Annotated in this window: 17 protein-coding genes; 9 read left to right on the plus strand and 8 right to left on the minus strand. The window is 64.5% G+C overall.

Annotated features, from left to right (window positions below):
- The first annotated feature begins 129 nt into the window (after positions 1 to 129).
- Positions 130 to 837, plus strand: a complete 708-nt coding sequence (locus tag BJ122_RS17540) for a glutathione S-transferase N-terminal domain-containing protein (protein WP_110782502.1) — start codon at positions 130 to 132, stop codon at positions 835 to 837.
- An 80-nt stretch (positions 838 to 917) separates the two neighbouring features.
- Positions 918 to 1,613: a glutathione S-transferase family protein gene (locus BJ122_RS17545; RefSeq protein WP_110782504.1), complete on the plus strand. Its 696-nt coding sequence runs from the start codon at positions 918 to 920 to the stop codon at positions 1,611 to 1,613.
- Positions 1,614 to 1,616: 3 nt separating this feature from the next.
- On the opposite strand, the gene BJ122_RS17550 is transcribed toward BJ122_RS17545, so the two are convergent.
- From BJ122_RS17550 to olsA, 5 genes are all read right to left on the minus strand, one after another.
- Entirely contained in the window at positions 1,617 to 2,315 is a 699-nt protein-coding gene (locus BJ122_RS17550) for an HAD family hydrolase (RefSeq protein ID WP_430694800.1), read from the minus strand.
- Between the two features lie 21 nt (positions 2,316 to 2,336).
- Entirely contained in the window at positions 2,337 to 2,537 is a 201-nt protein-coding gene (locus BJ122_RS17555) for a cysteine-rich CWC family protein (RefSeq protein ID WP_110782506.1), read from the minus strand.
- Positions 2,538 to 2,640: 103 nt separating this feature from the next.
- Complete coding sequence (locus BJ122_RS17560) at positions 2,641 to 3,093, minus strand: lipid-binding SYLF domain-containing protein (RefSeq protein ID WP_110782508.1); 453 nt, start codon at positions 3,091 to 3,093, stop codon at positions 2,641 to 2,643.
- A gap of 111 nt (positions 3,094 to 3,204) precedes the next feature.
- Positions 3,205 to 4,143 carry an aldo/keto reductase gene (locus tag BJ122_RS17565; RefSeq protein ID WP_110782510.1) on the minus strand — a complete coding sequence of 313 codons (939 nt, stop codon included), beginning with the start codon at positions 4,141 to 4,143 and terminating at the stop codon, positions 3,205 to 3,207.
- Positions 4,144 to 4,260: 117 nt separating this feature from the next.
- Positions 4,261 to 5,103: a lyso-ornithine lipid O-acyltransferase gene (gene olsA / locus BJ122_RS17570; protein ID WP_110782511.1), complete on the minus strand. Its 843-nt coding sequence runs from the start codon at positions 5,101 to 5,103 to the stop codon at positions 4,261 to 4,263.
- 253 nt (positions 5,104 to 5,356) lie between these two features.
- Between olsA and BJ122_RS17575 the strand changes: the two genes are divergently transcribed.
- The gene (locus BJ122_RS17575) at positions 5,357 to 5,713 is read left to right on the plus strand and encodes a DMT family protein (protein WP_110782513.1); all 357 of its coding nucleotides are present in this window, start codon (positions 5,357 to 5,359) and stop codon (positions 5,711 to 5,713) included.
- A gap of 4 nt (positions 5,714 to 5,717) precedes the next feature.
- Here the strand turns inward: BJ122_RS17575 and BJ122_RS17580 are convergent, their stop codons facing one another.
- From BJ122_RS17580 to BJ122_RS17585, 3 genes are all read right to left on the minus strand, one after another.
- Positions 5,718 to 6,887, minus strand: a complete 1,170-nt coding sequence (locus BJ122_RS17580) for a PQQ-dependent sugar dehydrogenase (RefSeq protein WP_110782515.1) — start codon at positions 6,885 to 6,887, stop codon at positions 5,718 to 5,720.
- A 67-nt stretch (positions 6,888 to 6,954) separates the two neighbouring features.
- Positions 6,955 to 7,128: a hypothetical protein gene (locus BJ122_RS19085; RefSeq protein WP_210205472.1), complete on the minus strand. Its 174-nt coding sequence runs from the start codon at positions 7,126 to 7,128 to the stop codon at positions 6,955 to 6,957.
- Positions 7,129 to 7,291: 163 nt separating this feature from the next.
- The gene (locus BJ122_RS17585; protein ID WP_110782517.1) at positions 7,292 to 7,942 is read right to left on the minus strand and encodes a glutathione S-transferase family protein; all 651 of its coding nucleotides are present in this window, start codon (positions 7,940 to 7,942) and stop codon (positions 7,292 to 7,294) included.
- A gap of 477 nt (positions 7,943 to 8,419) precedes the next feature.
- Here BJ122_RS17585 and BJ122_RS17590 point away from each other — a divergent pair, with 477 nt between their 5' ends.
- The 6 genes from BJ122_RS17590 to BJ122_RS17615 all read left to right on the plus strand — a co-directional run bounded on the left by BJ122_RS17590 (position 8,420) and on the right by BJ122_RS17615 (position 14,610).
- Positions 8,420 to 9,622: a pyridoxal phosphate-dependent aminotransferase gene (locus tag BJ122_RS17590; protein ID WP_110782528.1), complete on the plus strand. Its 1,203-nt coding sequence runs from the start codon at positions 8,420 to 8,422 to the stop codon at positions 9,620 to 9,622.
- Between the two features lie 111 nt (positions 9,623 to 9,733).
- The gene (locus BJ122_RS17595; protein ID WP_027276371.1) at positions 9,734 to 10,234 is read left to right on the plus strand and encodes a DUF992 domain-containing protein; all 501 of its coding nucleotides are present in this window, start codon (positions 9,734 to 9,736) and stop codon (positions 10,232 to 10,234) included.
- 413 nt (positions 10,235 to 10,647) lie between these two features.
- Complete coding sequence (locus tag BJ122_RS17600; RefSeq protein ID WP_110782519.1) at positions 10,648 to 11,121, plus strand: DUF992 domain-containing protein; 474 nt, start codon at positions 10,648 to 10,650, stop codon at positions 11,119 to 11,121.
- Positions 11,122 to 11,300: 179 nt separating this feature from the next.
- Complete coding sequence (locus BJ122_RS17605) at positions 11,301 to 13,349, plus strand: elongation factor G (RefSeq protein ID WP_110782521.1); 2,049 nt, start codon at positions 11,301 to 11,303, stop codon at positions 13,347 to 13,349.
- Between the two features lie 110 nt (positions 13,350 to 13,459).
- Positions 13,460 to 13,732, plus strand: coding sequence for a helix-turn-helix domain-containing protein (locus BJ122_RS17610; protein ID WP_027276374.1), 273 nt, complete (start codon positions 13,460 to 13,462; stop codon positions 13,730 to 13,732).
- Between the two features lie 41 nt (positions 13,733 to 13,773).
- Positions 13,774 to 14,610, plus strand: coding sequence for a shikimate dehydrogenase (locus tag BJ122_RS17615; protein WP_110782523.1), 837 nt, complete (start codon positions 13,774 to 13,776; stop codon positions 14,608 to 14,610).
- Positions 14,611 to 14,744 lie beyond the last annotated feature (134 nt).

The following is a 14,744-nucleotide window of genomic DNA, read 5'->3' on the forward strand; positions in this document are numbered from 1 at the left end:
GCCGCAGCACCTTGCCGCGGCGCTGGCGGGCGGTAGTGCGGTTTTTTGGAACGCGCAGTCCTTGACTTCCCGGCGGTGCGGCGCAAGATAAATGCAAATGCATCTATCTGCCGAGCGGAGGACCACATCATGATCGAGCTGCACTATTGGACCACACCGAACGGCCACAAGATCACGATGTTCCTGGAGGAAACCGGGCTCGCTTATCGCATTGTGCCGGTCAATATCGGCAAGGGCGACCAGTTCAAGCCGGAGTTTTTGGCGATCGCGCCCAACAACCGCATTCCGGCGATTGTCGATCATGAACCCGCGGCAGGCACGCGGCCGCTGTCGATCTTCGAATCCGGCGCGATCCTGCTTTATCTCGCCGACAAGACCGGCCAGCTGCTGTCGCGCGATCTCTATGTCCGCAACGACACGCTGCAATGGCTGTTCTGGCAGATGGGCGGGCTCGGGCCGATGGCTGGCCAGAACCACCACTTTAGCAACTACGCGCCGGAGAAGATCCCGTACGCGATCGAGCGCTACGTCAAGGAGACCAACCGGCTCTATGGCGTGCTCAACAAGCGGCTCGCGGATCGCGAGTTCATCGCCGGCGATTATTCGATCGCCGACATCGCCTGCTATCCCTGGATCGTGCCCTACAAGAACCAGAGCCAGAACATCGATGATTTCCCGCATCTCAAGCGCTGGCTGCTCGCCATCGAACAGCGTCCGGCGACGCAGCGCGCCTATGCCAAGGCCAAGGAGGTCAATCCGGATTTCGGCCAGGCCACGATCCGCACCGATGAGGAGCGCAAGGTGCTGTTCGGCCAGAGCGCCGCGGTGGTGCGCTGACCGCGCTCCAAGGCTAGTGTGGTCATTCCGGAGCGCGGGCCACGCGCCTGGAATGACAGGGGACTTTGCTGGGGGGAAACATGACGCTCAAACTGTTTGAACTGGTCGGCGCGGAAGACACCCGGCCGTTTTCGCCGTTCTGTTGGCGCATCCGGATGGCGCTGGCGCATAAGGGGCTGGACGCGCAACTGGTCCCGTGGCGCTTCACCGAGAAAGAGGCGATTGCGCCTTACAAATCCGAAAAGGTGCCGGTGCTGCTCGACGGCGACCACGCGGTCAGCGATTCCTGGGTGATCGCCAATTATCTGGAAGACACCTATCCCGACCGTCCGTCGCTGTTTGGCGGCGAGGGCGGGCGCGCGATGGCGCGCATGCTGAACTGGTGGGGCGATATCGCGGTGGTCGGCGCGATGTTTCCGCTGATCGTCGCCGATATCCATGACCATCTGCGCCCGGAGGATCAGGGCTATTTCCGCAAAAGCCGCGAAGCGCGGTTCGGTAAGACGTTGGAGGAGGTGGCGGCGGCGCGCGACAGCGCGGTCGCCGGTTTCCGCAAGGGGCTCGATCCGATGCGGCTGACGCTGCGGTCCCAGCCATTTTTGGGCGGCGCGGCGCCGAACTATGCCGACTACATCATGTTCGGCGGTTTTCAGTGGGCGCGGGCGATCAGCCCGTTCAAGCTGCTGGCCGAGGATGATCCGATCTATGCTTGGCGCGAAAAACTGCTCGATGCCTTTGACGGCCTGGCGCGCCGTTCGGCCGGCTATCCGGTGTAGCCATCAAGCGTTGATGCCAAGCCCGGCGCGCTCAGTCAGCAGCCGGCGCACCGCGATCAGATCGGGCAGCACCGCGGCGCATTGCGCCCGGGTGGCCTCGTTCGGCGGCAGCAGGTCCGGCACCATGATCGGGATGGTGCCGGCGGCGAATGCCGCGGCAATGCCGACCCCGGAATCCTCGACCGCAACGCAGGCGCGTGGCGTTACGCCCAGCGTGTCGGCGGCCAGCAGATAGAGATCGGGCGCCGGCTTGCTGTGCGCCACCGCATCGCGGGTGATCAGGAAATCGAACCGCTCGAGAATGCCGCCGAGCGCCAGATGCTGCTCGGCGGTCTGCTGCGTCGAGGAAGTCACCACCGCGGTCGGCCAGCCGGCGGCATCGAGCGCGTCGAGCAGTTCGATCGTGCCGTGCTTGAGCGGCAGACCTTGGCTGAAACAAGCGTCGCGTTTGGTGGCAAAGGCGGCGTTGATCTCGCGCAGCGGCACCTTCGCGCCATAGCGGTCGATCAGCAATTGCTGGCACGCCGGGCCGGGCAGGCCGATCATCGCCTCGCACACCGCGCGCGCGTCGGGATAGCCGAACTCGGTCAGCACATCGGTCAGGCTGTCGATATAGACCCGCTCGGTATCGACCAGCGTGCCGTCCATATCGAGCAGCACCGCTTCGACCTGCCAGCGCTCGGCCTGTTGCAAGGTTTTCAACACGTCACGGCCTGCAGCACATCAATGCGCCGCCGCCGGCTTGGCCGCGAGCCGCAGGCAGTCGGCGCACAGGCAATCGCCGCCATTATCGGTGATCGGCAGCCGCACGGTGCTGTCCGCGCACCAGCAATCGCTGGACAGGTTGCAGGCGAATTCGGCGCCGCAGCGCGCGCAAACCAAACGGCGCGCGGCAGGCGCGGGAATATCGAAGCGTTGGTTCATGACGCAGATCGATCCAAGGCAAACAGGATGAGCGGCACTATAGGATGCCGCTCATCCGCCGTCATTGCAGGATTGATACGGATGCGACGAAACGCCGGGCGAGCTAGCGCAGCGAGATCGCCAGGCCGCTGAGATCGGCATTGACCATCAGCCCGGTCTGCCGGCCGGACAGTTCCAGTACCGCACCCTTCTGGTTGGTCAGCACAATCGCACCGACGCCGCGCACCACCGCCGCACCGGCGCCGCCCGCGCCATAGACCCCGGCGACGTCCGACGGCCGGCGGATATTGCTGACCCGGCCGACCAGATCGGCCTTGGAGGCGCCAAACACCAATCCGGCGCTCAGGCCGCCGATCGACAGCGGGTAACGCTTGCCGCGGAAGGTCAGCACGCCGCTGCCGCCCGAGGCGCCGATGAACCAGCCGCCTTTCAGCACCGAAATGCGGATGGTGCCGCTATCGGCTTGCGCAGTCGAGGGCAGGCCGGCCGCAGACAGGCCAAAGCTGAACAGAGCGAGAAGCGCGACCAGAACGCCGCGACGTACCAACGATGACATGAAAGAAATCTCCACCAACAAGAATCGAGCGCTGACGCCGCAGTGTCGGAGAAAACGAAAGGCCGGTCCATAGCGGGACCGGCCTTTGGAGCTGGATAGGATGATAACCGCTCAACCAAGCGTGATCTTGTCGATCTCGGCGTGCTCGTCCGCGCTCAGCACCCAGGTTGCCGCCTTGACGTTCTGCTCGACCTGTTCGGGCGTCGAGGCACCGGCGATCACGCTCGACACTTGCGGCTTGGCGGCGAGCCATGACATCGCAAGATCAAGCAGGCTGTGGCCACGCGCCTCTGCAAACCCCGTCAGTTGATCGACAATGTCGAAATTGCGCGGCGAGAAGTAACGGTCCTGCATATAGGGCGTCTTGGCGAACCTTGTGTCGGCCGACACCGGCGCGCCGCGCTGATATTTGCCGGTGAGCATGCCGCCCGCCAGCGGGAAGAACGGCAGCAGGCCGAGATTATAGGCCTGCGCGGCCGGCAGCAGGTCCTTTTCGATATCGCGCACCAGCAGGCTGTATTCGTCCTGCGCCGACACGAAGCGCTGGCCGAGCGCGCGCCCGACATATTCCGCCTCGGCGATCCGCCAGGCGGGGAAATTGGAGTGGCCGATGTAGCGGACCTTGCCCTGACGCACCAGATCGTCGAGCGCGCGCAGCGTCTCGTCGATCGGCGTCAGCTCGTCGAATTCGTGCTGCTGATAGAGGTCGATATAGTCGGTCTTGAGCCGGGTCAGGCTCTCCTCCACCGCAGCCATGATGTAGCGCCGCGAGGCGCCGCGCTTCTTGCCGTCGGCGCTCATCGGCTTGGCGAATTTGGTGGCCAGCACGATGTCCTTGCGGTGATGGCCGAGCACCACGCCAAGCACGTTTTCCGAGCCGCCGCGATCGGCATAGATGTCGGCGGTGTCGAACAGCGTGACGCCGCAATCGAGCGCCTTGTGGATCACTTTGCGCGCGGTTTCGAGGTCGGTGCGCTGACCGAAATTGTTGCAGCCGAGGCCGACGACGGAGACCCGAAGGCCGCTGCCGCCGAGATTGCGAATGTCCATGAAATAAGTCCTGCAAGATATTGCTGCAGGCATTTTGGCGTGCACGGCACGCCGCTGCAAGGCGGGCACGGCGCGACAGAATGCACCTTGGGCAGGGGCGGCGTCAGGCCGGCGTCGTCAGGCGGGCAGCGGCTGCGAGTGCGGCAGTTCCTGGCCAGCGGCCGCCGTGCTGCCGGTGGCACCGGCGCGCAACGCGGCGCCGGTCAGGCGCCGTACCTCGGTTTCGGCGCGCCGCGCGATCTGCTTGCGGTCGGCTTGCATATCGTACGGAATCGGCTCGCCCCAGCTCACGGTGACGTCGATCGCGCCGGAGGCGAGCACGCCGATGAAATGCGGGATCAGATCGACATCGCCATACCAGGCAACGCGCTCGCGCAGCGCCCGTCCGATCGGCAGCCCGCTGAATTTCACATAAGCGAGCGACATCGGTTGCACGGTGATGGCGCTGTGGTGGTCGGACTTGCCGAGCGCGTGATGCACGGCGCCGATCAAAGCCGAGCGGAACGGCAGAATCCGGATGCCATCGCTGGAAGTGCCCTCGGCAAACAGCACCACCGCGTCGCCGGTGAGCAGCCGGTCGCCGATCTCCTCGGTGGCGGCGCCGGTGCGATGCCGGGCCTGGCGGTCGATGAAGATCGTGCGCTGCAATTTGGCGAGCCAGCCGAACACCGGCCAGCGCGCCACCTCGCTCTTGGAGATGAACACCACCGGACCGAGCGCCGAGATCACGCAGATGTCGAGCCAGGACACGTGATTGGCGAGGATCAGCGCCGGCGCCTGCCGGCAGCGCTGCCCGACTTCGCGAATCCGGATGCCGACCACCTTGCACAGCACGCGGTGGAACAGATGCGGGATGGAGCGCTGCATCCGCAGATTGAACGCCAAGGCGATCAGTTGGAATGGCAGCAGCAGCAAAGTGAGAAGGGTGAGAGCGAGCAGGATGAAGGGAAAGCGAATCATGACGCCGTCTTTCGTCCCCTACGGCCAGGCGAGGCTGCTTGGTGCAGAGCGGCACCTTAGCGGAAACGCCTGCTCAGATCAAAACATGCGCTCGGCCGGCAAGGTCTGTCCGTGCAGCCGAACGCGGATGCGATCTCAACGCTTGCGCTGTCTAGCCAGGCATTGTTACGCGGCCATGACGCTGTGATGGATGGTACCGCTGCGCGCCGCCCTTGATTGATTGCCGCTGATTGATTGCCTCGAAAGGAACCCGATGTCGCAATTGATTCCGCCCACTGTATTGCCGATCCTGCTGTTGTTTGCCTCCAATGTGTTCATGACTTTCGCCTGGTACGGGCACCTCAAATACAAGAGCACCGCACTGCCGGTCGCCATCATGGCGAGCTGGGGCATTGCGTTCTTTGAATATTGGCTGGCGGTGCCGGCCAATCGCTGGGGCAGCGCGGTCTATTCGGCGGCCCAGCTCAAGACGCTGCAGGAGGTGATCACGCTGATCGTGTTCGCGGGGTTTTCGGCGCTGTATCTCAAGGAGCCGATCAGCTGGAATCATGGCGTTGGCTTTGCGCTGATCGCGCTCGGCGCGTTCTTCATCTTCCACAAGTGGAGCTGAGCGCTCAGTGGCCGGCCGGTGCCACCCGCAGCAATCGGCCGTTCTGAGCGTCGGTGAGTAGCCACAGCGCGCCGTCCGGGCCTTCGCGAACGTCGCGAATCCGCTCGCCGAGCGTCGCCAGCAGTCGCTCCTCGCCGGTGACGCGGTCGCCGTCGAGCGTGAGCCGCACCAGCAGTTGCGCGGCGAGCGCACCGGTGAACAGGCTGCCGCGCCATTCCGGAAACAGCGTGCCGCGATAGAACGCCATGCCGGACGGCGCGATCGACGGCACCCAGACTTTGATCGGCTGTTCCATGCCCGGCTTGGCGGTGGCCTCGTGAATCTTGGCGCCGGAATAATCGATGCCAAAGCCGATCACCGGCCAGCCATAGTTCTTGCCCCGGCCAATGATGTTGACCTCATCGCCGCCGCGCGGGCCGTGCTCGATCTCCCACAACGCGCCGCTGAACGGGTTGAACGCCAGGCTCTGCACATTGCGGTGACCGTAGCTCCAAATCTCCGGCATCGCGTTGCTGCGGCCGATAAAGGGATTGTCGCTGGGCGCGGTGCCATCGGGCGTGATGCGCACCAGCTTGCCGAGATGATTGCCAAGGTTCTGCGCCTCGTCGCGAAACGCAAAATGATCGCCGAGCGCCAGGAACAGATGGCCATCCGGCGCTTGCGCGATCCGGCAGCCATAATGCAGCCCGGACGATAGCGGGCCCTGCTGGCGGAAGATCACCTTGAGCTGATCGAGTTTTGGGGGTGGGCCGTCGATCAACCGAGCCCGCGCCAGCGCGGTGCGGCCGCCGCGGCCGTCGCGCTCGGCAAAGCAGACGTACAGCGTAGCGTTCTGCGCAAAATCGCGGTCGAGCGCGATGTCGAGCAGCCCGCCCTGGCCCGACGCCCACACCTCCGGCACGCCGGGCAGCGGCGCAGATCGTTCGCCGTCTTGGGTGATGATCCGCAGCCGGCCGGGACGCTCGGTAACCAACATGCGGCCGTCGGGTAGAAACGCCAGGCCCCAGGGATGTTCGAGCCCGGACGCCACGGTGCGCACCGCTAAAGTGCCGGCCGAGGACGGGAACTGCTGTTCGGCGGTCCGGCCCGCGGCAGGCAGCAACAGCAACAGCAACAGCACGGCGAGCGCGACGCAGCGCGCCCGCGATTGGTGGAGATGGTTGCTGGGGAACATCGCGGTCCTCCTCACGCTCACAACGCTGGAGCGCGGGGGCCGTTCGGATGCGTGGCGCTCAGCGGCCTTACAGCGGCAACGCCAGCGAGTGCTGGGCCGTGGCCAGGGTCATCACCACGATCGCCGACAGCCATAGTGATGCGAACGCCAACGATGCCACGACGGCGTGGATCAGGCGAGAGGAGGCGGTGGCCGCTATGCGGCTGCGAAAGCCGGCTTCCCGGCCCGGCGTCGGGGTCATGGTCAAGCCCTCTCAATCCCCGGCGAATCGCCGCGGTTGAAACTGTGTCGCATTTGTCCAAGGCGCAAATGCGGCGCTGATCGCGCCAATAGTGTCGAAATGATGGAAATATAACGGGTTATGCCCGCTGTTTACCGATGATGCACATTCACGCGACGCGGATTCACGCCGACGCGATCGCGTCGGTGCTGCTGCGCGCGGTCTGCGGCCGGCACGCCATCGAAATAAAGCCCGGCGTCTGCTGCACGCGGCGCAGCCAAGCGCCGATCGCGGGGAAGGCGTCGAGATCGAAATCGCACTGATTGGCGACGTGGGTGTAGCCGAACAGCGCGATATCCGCGATCGTCAGTTGCCCCGCGGCGAAATAAGCGTTGGTCTTGAGGTGATTTTCCATCACCTGCAGCGCCGCGTAGCCGCGCTCCATCCAGTCTTCCAGCGCGTGGGTTTGCAGATCGCGGCCGCCCTTCACCAGCGACAGCCAGAAATAGGCGGCACCGATATTGGGCTCGAGTGCGTGCTGTTCGAAGAACATCCATTGCAGCGCTTCGGCGCGCTCGATTCGCGAGGCCGGAGCCAGCGAGGTGCCGACGGTGACGTACCACAAAATGGCGTTCGATTCGGCGAGGTAGCGGCCGTCTTCCACTTCGAGCAGCGGCACCTGGCCCGACGGATTCTTCGACAAAAATTCCGGCGTGCGGCTTTCGCCGCTCAGAATGTCGACCTCAATCGCTTGATACGGCACGCCAAGCAACGCCAGCGCGAGGCGGACCTTGTAGCTATTGCCGGACCGTTGCATCGAGTAAAGTTTGTACATCTGCGCCGCTTGGTTCCGTCGCTACTCTGTGTGGATGTGCTTGATCGGTTCACGATTTGACAATGATGTCGCGCATCGCAGGCCGCAAGTCCCGGTATTCGGAAAAGGTCGAAAAGCTCTGGTGAGCCGACTATGCAGCATAATTCTGTTGCGCAATTCCGTGATGCAACGGAGGCGGTAAGCCTGACGTGCCGGGTTGCCTGACAAAGGCCGCTCAACCTTGGTCATCTCACGCGGCGGTTGGTGGGGCGCGGCGCGTGACCGGCGATGGTGGCGATCGGTGCGAAGGGGGCTGGCAGCGGCTCGAGCCACCGCCGCGCAGGCGAGCCTGGCCCGGTCTGCGGGCTGTGCAAGACAGGCTTCCAGCAATGCGGACTATGCTTCTTGCAGCGCAGCGGGACGCAGCATAGTGTGCGCCGTTCCCGCCAGCGAGAGCCTGCGAAACGACTGGTTCTCGACGCATGCAAGGAGATGACGATGCCATTCCTGTCTACCGCGCTTGACCGTGTAAAGCCGTCCGCGACCATCGCGGTGTCGGACAAAGCGCGGCAGTTGAAAGCGGCAGGTCGCAACGTCATTGGCCTCGGCGCCGGTGAGCCCGATTTTGACACCCCGGCCAATATCAAGCTGGCGGCGATCCGCGCCGTTGAGGCCGGCAAGACCAAATACACCGCAGTCGACGGCATTCCGGAGCTGAAGCAGGCGATCGTCGACAAGTTCAAGCGCGAGAACGGCCTGACCTATCAGCCCAATCAGGTGATCGTCGGCACCGGCGGCAAGCAGGTACTGTACAACGCGCTGATGGCGACCCTCAATCCGGGCGACGAGGTGATCATCCCGGCGCCGTATTGGGTCAGCTATCCGGAGATGGTGGCGCTGGCCGGCGGCGAGCCAGTGCCAGTGGTTTGCAGCGCCGAGTTCGGCTTCAAGCTGCAGCCGGCGGCGCTGGAGGCCGCCATCACCCCGAAGACCAAGTGGGTGATCCTCAATTCGCCGTCCAACCCGACCGGCGCGGCCTACACCGAGGCCGAGCTGAAGGCGCTGACCGACGTGCTGCTTAAGCATCCGCATGTCTGGGTCATGACCGACGATATGTATGAGCATTTGGTCTATGACGGCTTCGTCTTCACCACCCCGGCGCAGGTCGAGCCCAAGCTGTTCGACCGCACCCTGACGGTGAACGGCGTCTCAAAGGCCTATTGCATGACTGGCTGGCGGATCGGCTATGCCGCCGGCCCGGTGCAGCTCATCAAGGCGATGACCACCATTCAGTCGCAGTCGACCTCGAATCCGTGCTCGATCGCGCAATGGGCCGCTGTGGAAGCGCTCAACGGGCCCCAGGATTTCATCGCCAACCACAACAAGGTGTTCAAGGAACGCCGCGATCTGGTGGTGGCCATGCTCAATCAGGCCAATGGCATCAACTGCCCCTGTCCGGAAGGCGCGTTCTACGTCTATCCGTCCTGCGCCGGCACCATCGGCAAGACCGCGCCTTCGGGCAAGAAGATCGAGAATGACGAGGATTTCGTCACCGAGCTCTTGGAAGCCGAAGGCGTTGCGGTGGTGCATGGTTCGGCGTTCGGGCTTGGTCCGGCGTTCCGAATCTCCTACGCCACCAAGACGTCCGATCTCGAGGAAGCGTGCAAGCGTATTCAGCGCTTCTGCGCTAATCTCAGATAGGTCTGGATAGCAACGCCTTTGTGCCAAAAAGTGGCGACCCTGCCATGTTTTGAACACGAGGCTTGCGTCCTGTTCCTGCGTCCTAAAAATGTCAATGCGGAGACTATCGTGATGCGTTTCTCAAGACTGTTCGGCATCGCCGCTGCGGCGCTGGTCGCTTCGTTCGCGACTGCCAACGCTCAGCAGCAGCTCAAGGTCGGTGTGCTCGAGTGCACCGGCGGCCAGAACGTCGGCTTTGTGGTCGGGTCGGTGACCCAGCTGCAGTGCGTGTTCCAGAGCCAGGGCCGTCGGCCCGAGCCCTACGTTGCCACCGTGCAGCGCTTCGGCGTTGATCTCGGCATCACCCAGCAGACCGGCCTGGCCTGGGCGGTGTATGCCCCGACCCGTCGCGTCGGTCATGGTGATCTGACCGGCAGCTACGGCGGCGTCGGCGCCAATGCGTCGTTCGGCGTCGGCGCGGGTGCCAACGTGCTGGTTGGCGGTTCGTCCAACGCGATCTCGCTGCAGCCGCTCAGCCTGCAGGGCCAGACCGGCGTCAACGTTGCCGCTGGCATTGCCAATCTGCAGCTGCACCCGGTTGAGCAGCCGCGCCGTCATCGCCGGCATCACTAAGCTCCGGCGGCCTCGCCGCTGTTCTGAAGGGCCCGCTCACGCGGGCCCTTTTTTATGGCTGTCTCTCATGTGCGGTCTTGCGGGGGCGGCCTCTCGAGTGCGGCTTTTTGTTGCGCGCCTGCCGTGCGCGCCGGTGTCATCGCGGTGACATTGTAGATTTGCGGTTGCTGTGCGTAGATGCGTGCACACCGTCGGCATTCGCGCGCCGGCGGGTGCGGTGCTGCGTTCGTCCGTCGTTGCGCGCGGTGCCATCAGTTGGTGCTTTGTCGGGATTTTCCCGTTCGAGCGGCTGATCAGCCGGGGGCAACGACCTGTCGGGGTTACGCCTGGATCGGCCGGTCTATCGGCACAGGCTGGTATCGGGGCCGTCCAGTCACCGTCTTCCCTCCCTTTGTACAAACCGGAGACTTGCTATGAGCCGCTTTTCGCTTCTGCTCGGAATCGCTGCCGCCGCGCTTGCCATCGGTAGCGCCGAGGCACAGCAGTCGCGCGTCAAGATCGGCGTGTTGGAATGTCGCGGCGGAGCCAGTGTGGGCTTCATCGTCGGCTCGGTGACCCATCTCGGCTGCCTGCTGCGCAGCGAAGGACGTCCGGATGAACCCTATGTTGCCACCATCCGCAAGGTGGGGCTTGATATCGGCATCACCCAGGAGACCGGTCTCGCCTGGGCCGTATTCGCGCCGGTCGAACGGCTCGGGCCGGGAGCGCTGGCAGGTAACTACGCGGGAGCGCAAGGCTCGGCTGCGGTGGGCGTTGGCGTCGGTGCCAATGTGCTGGTTGGTGGTTCGGACAATGTGATTTCGCTGCAGCCGCTCAGTCTGCAGGGCCAGACCGGTTTCAACGTCGCGGTCGGGCTCGAAGGTCTGGAACTGCGGCCGGGTCGTTAGCAATTAGTTCAGTCGAAGCGGACTCCTGCTGTGCGTTGCAGCGGGAGTCCGCTGTCCTTGATCTTGCTCAAGCCTTGCTGCGCGCGGTTGATGATTTCCCGCTTGCCAATATTCAAGGCCCCTGAAACGATCCCATCGCCGACCCAATCAAGGGCCGAGCTCCAACCCCGGAGGCGGCGATGGGACAGACCATGAGAAGTCCCCGCGGTCCACGGTGCATCGCACTGGTGGGCCCTTTCCAAAGCGGAAAAACCACACTGCTTGAAGCTATCCTGGCTCGCACTGGCGCCATCGCGCGCGCCGGCAGCGTCGACGCCGGGACCTCGTTCGGCGATTCCAGTCCGGAGGCCCGTCAGCACAAGATGGGCGTTGCACTGACCGCTGCGACTACCACCTTCATGGGTGAAAGTTACACTTTCATCGATTGCCCAGGCTCCATCGAATTCGCGCATGACATGCACGCGGCGCTGCCGGCGGTCGATGCTGCCGTCGTCGTCTGCGAAGCCGACGAGCGCAAGCTGCCGCAACTGCAGATCATCCTGCGTGAGCTGGAAGACCTCGGGATTCCCAGATTCCTGTTTCTCAACAAGATCGACAAGGCCGACGCCCGCGTCACCGAAGCACTCAACACCTTGCAGCCCGCTTCGCGGATTCCGCTGGTGCTGCGCCAGATCCCGATCTGGAATGGCGATCTGATCGCCGGTTACGTTGACCTCGCGCTGGAACGAGCCTTCGTTTATCGCGAACACATGGCCTCGGAAGTGATCGATCTCGGCGGCGGCGATCGCGACCGCGAGAAGGAAGCGCGCTTCTCCATGCTGGAGCGGCTCGCCGATCACGACGACGCGCTGATGGAGCAATTGCTGGAAGACGTCGCGCCGCCGCGTGATGCGGTGTTTGACGATCTGTCGCGCGAATTGCGTGAGGGCTTGATCTGTCCGGTGCTGCTCGGTTCGGCAGTGCGAGAGAACGGCGTGTCGCGGCTGCTCAAGGCGCTGCGCCACGAAGCGCCCGATGTTGCCGAAACCGCCTCGCGTCTTGGCGCCACCGGCAGCGATGCCTCGGCCTATGTGTTCAAGACATCGCATCTGCAGCACGGTGGCAAGCTGTCGCTGGCCCGCGTGCTGAACGGTCAGTTCCGTGATGGTGACGCGATTCATGCCTCCAGCGGCGAAGCCGGCAAGATCTCCGGCATTCACGCGCTGATCAGTGGTTCCGACACCAAGCGGCAACAGGCCGGTCCCGGCGATCTGGTCGCGTTCGGCAAGCTCGACGCGGTCAAGACCGGCGACACGCTGTCGAACGGCAAGGCCATGCCGGCCAAGCTGGTGGAGGTGCTGCCGGCGCCGCCGGTGCTGGCGATGGCGCTGTCCGCCGCCGACCGCAAGGACGACGTCAAGCTCGGCCAGGCGCTGTTGCGGCTGAACGAGGAAGATCCCTCGCTCACCATCATCCACAACGCCCAGACCCACGACATCGTGCTGTGGGGCCAGGGTGAGATGCACCTGCGGGTCGCGCAGGAGCGGTTGCAGGAGCGCTATGGCGTCGCGGTCAAGTCGCACCAGCCGTCGATCGGCTATAAGGAGACCATCCGCAAGTCGGTCACCCAGCGCGGCCGGCACAAGAAGCAGTCCGGTGGCCATGGCCAGTTCGGCGATGTGGTGCTGGAGATCGCGCCGATGCCGCGTGGCAGCGGCTTCACCTTCGGCGAACGGGTGGTCGGTGGCGCGGTGCCGCGCAACTACATCCCGGCAGTTGAGGAAGGCGTCAAGGACGGCTTGGCCAAGGGCCCGCTCGGTTTCCCGGTGGTCGATCTCACCGTGACGCTGGTCGACGGCTCGTTCCACACCGTCGACTCCTCGGACATGGCGTTCCGAACCGCCGGCCGCATCGGCATCAGCGAAGCGTTGCCGCAGTGCCAGCCGGTGCTGCTGGAGCCGATCCATACCGTTGAGATCGTGTGTCCGACCGAGGCGACCGCCAAGGTCAACGCCATCCTGTCGGGACGGCGCGGACAGATCCTCAGCTTCGACACCCGTGAGGGCTGGTCGGGCTGGGATACGGTGCGGGCCATGATGCCGGAGGCCGAAATCGGCGATCTGATCGTCGAGCTGCGCTCGGCGACCGCAGGTGCCGGCAGCTTCACCCGGACTTTTGACCGTATGGCGGAAGTGACCGGGCGTCTGGCCGACCAAATCGTCGCGGCCAATCGGCCTGCTGCCGCCTAACGGGCGACAATTTCACAAAGCCGGCTTCGGTGATGTTTCATACATCACCGAAGCCGTTTATGTTTGTGCCCAGATGGTGCTGCCATGGCCTGTGTTGCTGGATATCCCTCGTGATCACCTCGTTTCAGTTGCGCGCCGCGCGTGCGCTGCTCGGCATTGACCAGCGCCAGCTTGCTGAGCTGGCCGGGGTTTCGGTGCCGACCATCCAGCGCATGGAGGCCAGCAGCGGCAATGTGCGCGGCGTGGTCGACTCGCTCACCAAAGTGGTGGAGGCGCTGAACCGTGCCGGCGTCGAATTGATCGGCGAGCACGCCCGCAGCGAGGATGGCGGCCGCGGCGTGCGGCTGCGCGAGCCGGGCCCGCCGCCTGGCGCCGAGCCGTAGCACCCGCCAGCCCGATAGCCTACCGACGAAAGGACCCCGCGATGACCCAGCAAGCCGCTGCCGCCTGTCTGATCGGCTGGCCGGCCGCGCATTCGCGTTCGCCGATCATCCATCATTTTTGGCTGCGCACGCTCGGCATCGAGGGCGGCTACAGTATCGAGGCGGTGCCGCCGGAGGGATTTGGCGAATTCGTGCTGCATCTGGCCGCGCATGGCTATCGCGGCGCCAATGTCACCATTCCGCATAAGGAGCGCGCGCTGCAACTGACCACGCCGGACGAACGCGCCCGCGCGGTCGGAGCGGCCAATACGCTGTGGTATGACGGCGATACGCTGCGCTCCACCAACACCGATATCGAAGGCTTCATCAACAATCTCGACGCCTGCGCGCCGGGCTGGGACGCGGCCGAGGAAGCGCTGGTGCTGGGCGCCGGCGGCTCGTCGCGCGCGGTGGTGTTTGGGCTGCTGGAGCGCGGCGTCAAGCGCGTGCGACTCGCCAATCGCACGCTGGAGCGCGCGCGGGTGGTCGCCGATCAGTTCAAGGGTGACGTGGTGCCGACGCCGTGGGATGACATTCCGGCCGCGGCCGCGCAGGCCGGGCTGTTGGTCAACACCACTTCGCTCGGCATGAAGGGCCAGCCGCCGCTCGAGATCGATCTCGCCGCGCTGCCGGCTAACGCCGTGGTGGCCGATCTGGTCTATGTGCCGCTCGAGACCGAATTGCTGCGCGCGGCGCGCGCCCGCGGGCTACGCACCGCCGACGGTCTCGGCATGTTGCTGCACCAGGCGGTGCGCGGCTTTGAATTGTGGTTCGGTCAGCGTCCGAGTGTGACGGCCGAGCTGCGCGCGCTGGTCGAGGCTGATCTTGCGGCGCATTGAGCGCGCAGCTTGAACGAACGGCTTCCTTCCCGTCATTGCTGTGCGAGTTCACTAATTCGTTGATCGAATGGTTTTGTTGGTGGCGAAGTCCTTGGGGGTTTTGCCGCCGAGGGCCTGGTGAGGTCTGAAGTTGT

The sequence above is a fragment of the Rhodopseudomonas faecalis genome (assembly GCF_003217325.1).
Lineage (GTDB): Bacteria > Pseudomonadota > Alphaproteobacteria > Rhizobiales > Xanthobacteraceae > Rhodopseudomonas > Rhodopseudomonas faecalis.

Bases quoted from the DNA above. Each gene is read 5' to 3' on its own strand.
- BJ122_RS17590 (WP_110782528.1), top strand. From the start codon at position 8,420: ATGCCATTCCTGTCTACCGCGCTTGACCGTGTAAAGCCGTCCGCGACC.
- BJ122_RS17540 (WP_110782502.1), top strand. From the start codon at position 130: ATGATCGAGCTGCACTATTGGACCACACCGAACGGCCACAAGATCACG.
- BJ122_RS17575 (WP_110782513.1), top strand. From the start codon at position 5,357: ATGTCGCAATTGATTCCGCCCACTGTATTGCCGATCCTGCTGTTGTTT.
- BJ122_RS17595 (WP_027276371.1), top strand. From the start codon at position 9,734: ATGCGTTTCTCAAGACTGTTCGGCATCGCCGCTGCGGCGCTGGTCGCT.
- BJ122_RS17580 (WP_110782515.1), bottom strand. From the start codon at position 6,887: ATGTTCCCCAGCAACCATCTCCACCAATCGCGGGCGCGCTGCGTCGCG.
- BJ122_RS19085 (WP_210205472.1), bottom strand. From the start codon at position 7,128: ATGACCCCGACGCCGGGCCGGGAAGCCGGCTTTCGCAGCCGCATAGCG.
- BJ122_RS17615 (WP_110782523.1), top strand. From the start codon at position 13,774: ATGACCCAGCAAGCCGCTGCCGCCTGTCTGATCGGCTGGCCGGCCGCG.
- BJ122_RS17565 (WP_110782510.1), bottom strand. From the start codon at position 4,143: ATGGACATTCGCAATCTCGGCGGCAGCGGCCTTCGGGTCTCCGTCGTC.
- BJ122_RS17605 (WP_110782521.1), top strand. From the start codon at position 11,301: ATGGGACAGACCATGAGAAGTCCCCGCGGTCCACGGTGCATCGCACTG.
- BJ122_RS17560 (WP_110782508.1), bottom strand. From the start codon at position 3,093: ATGTCATCGTTGGTACGTCGCGGCGTTCTGGTCGCGCTTCTCGCTCTG.
- BJ122_RS17545 (WP_110782504.1), top strand. From the start codon at position 918: ATGACGCTCAAACTGTTTGAACTGGTCGGCGCGGAAGACACCCGGCCG.
- olsA (WP_110782511.1), bottom strand. From the start codon at position 5,103: ATGATTCGCTTTCCCTTCATCCTGCTCGCTCTCACCCTTCTCACTTTG.
- BJ122_RS17555 (WP_110782506.1), bottom strand. From the start codon at position 2,537: ATGAACCAACGCTTCGATATTCCCGCGCCTGCCGCGCGCCGTTTGGTT.
- BJ122_RS17600 (WP_110782519.1), top strand. From the start codon at position 10,648: ATGAGCCGCTTTTCGCTTCTGCTCGGAATCGCTGCCGCCGCGCTTGCC.
- BJ122_RS17585 (WP_110782517.1), bottom strand. From the start codon at position 7,942: ATGTACAAACTTTACTCGATGCAACGGTCCGGCAATAGCTACAAGGTC.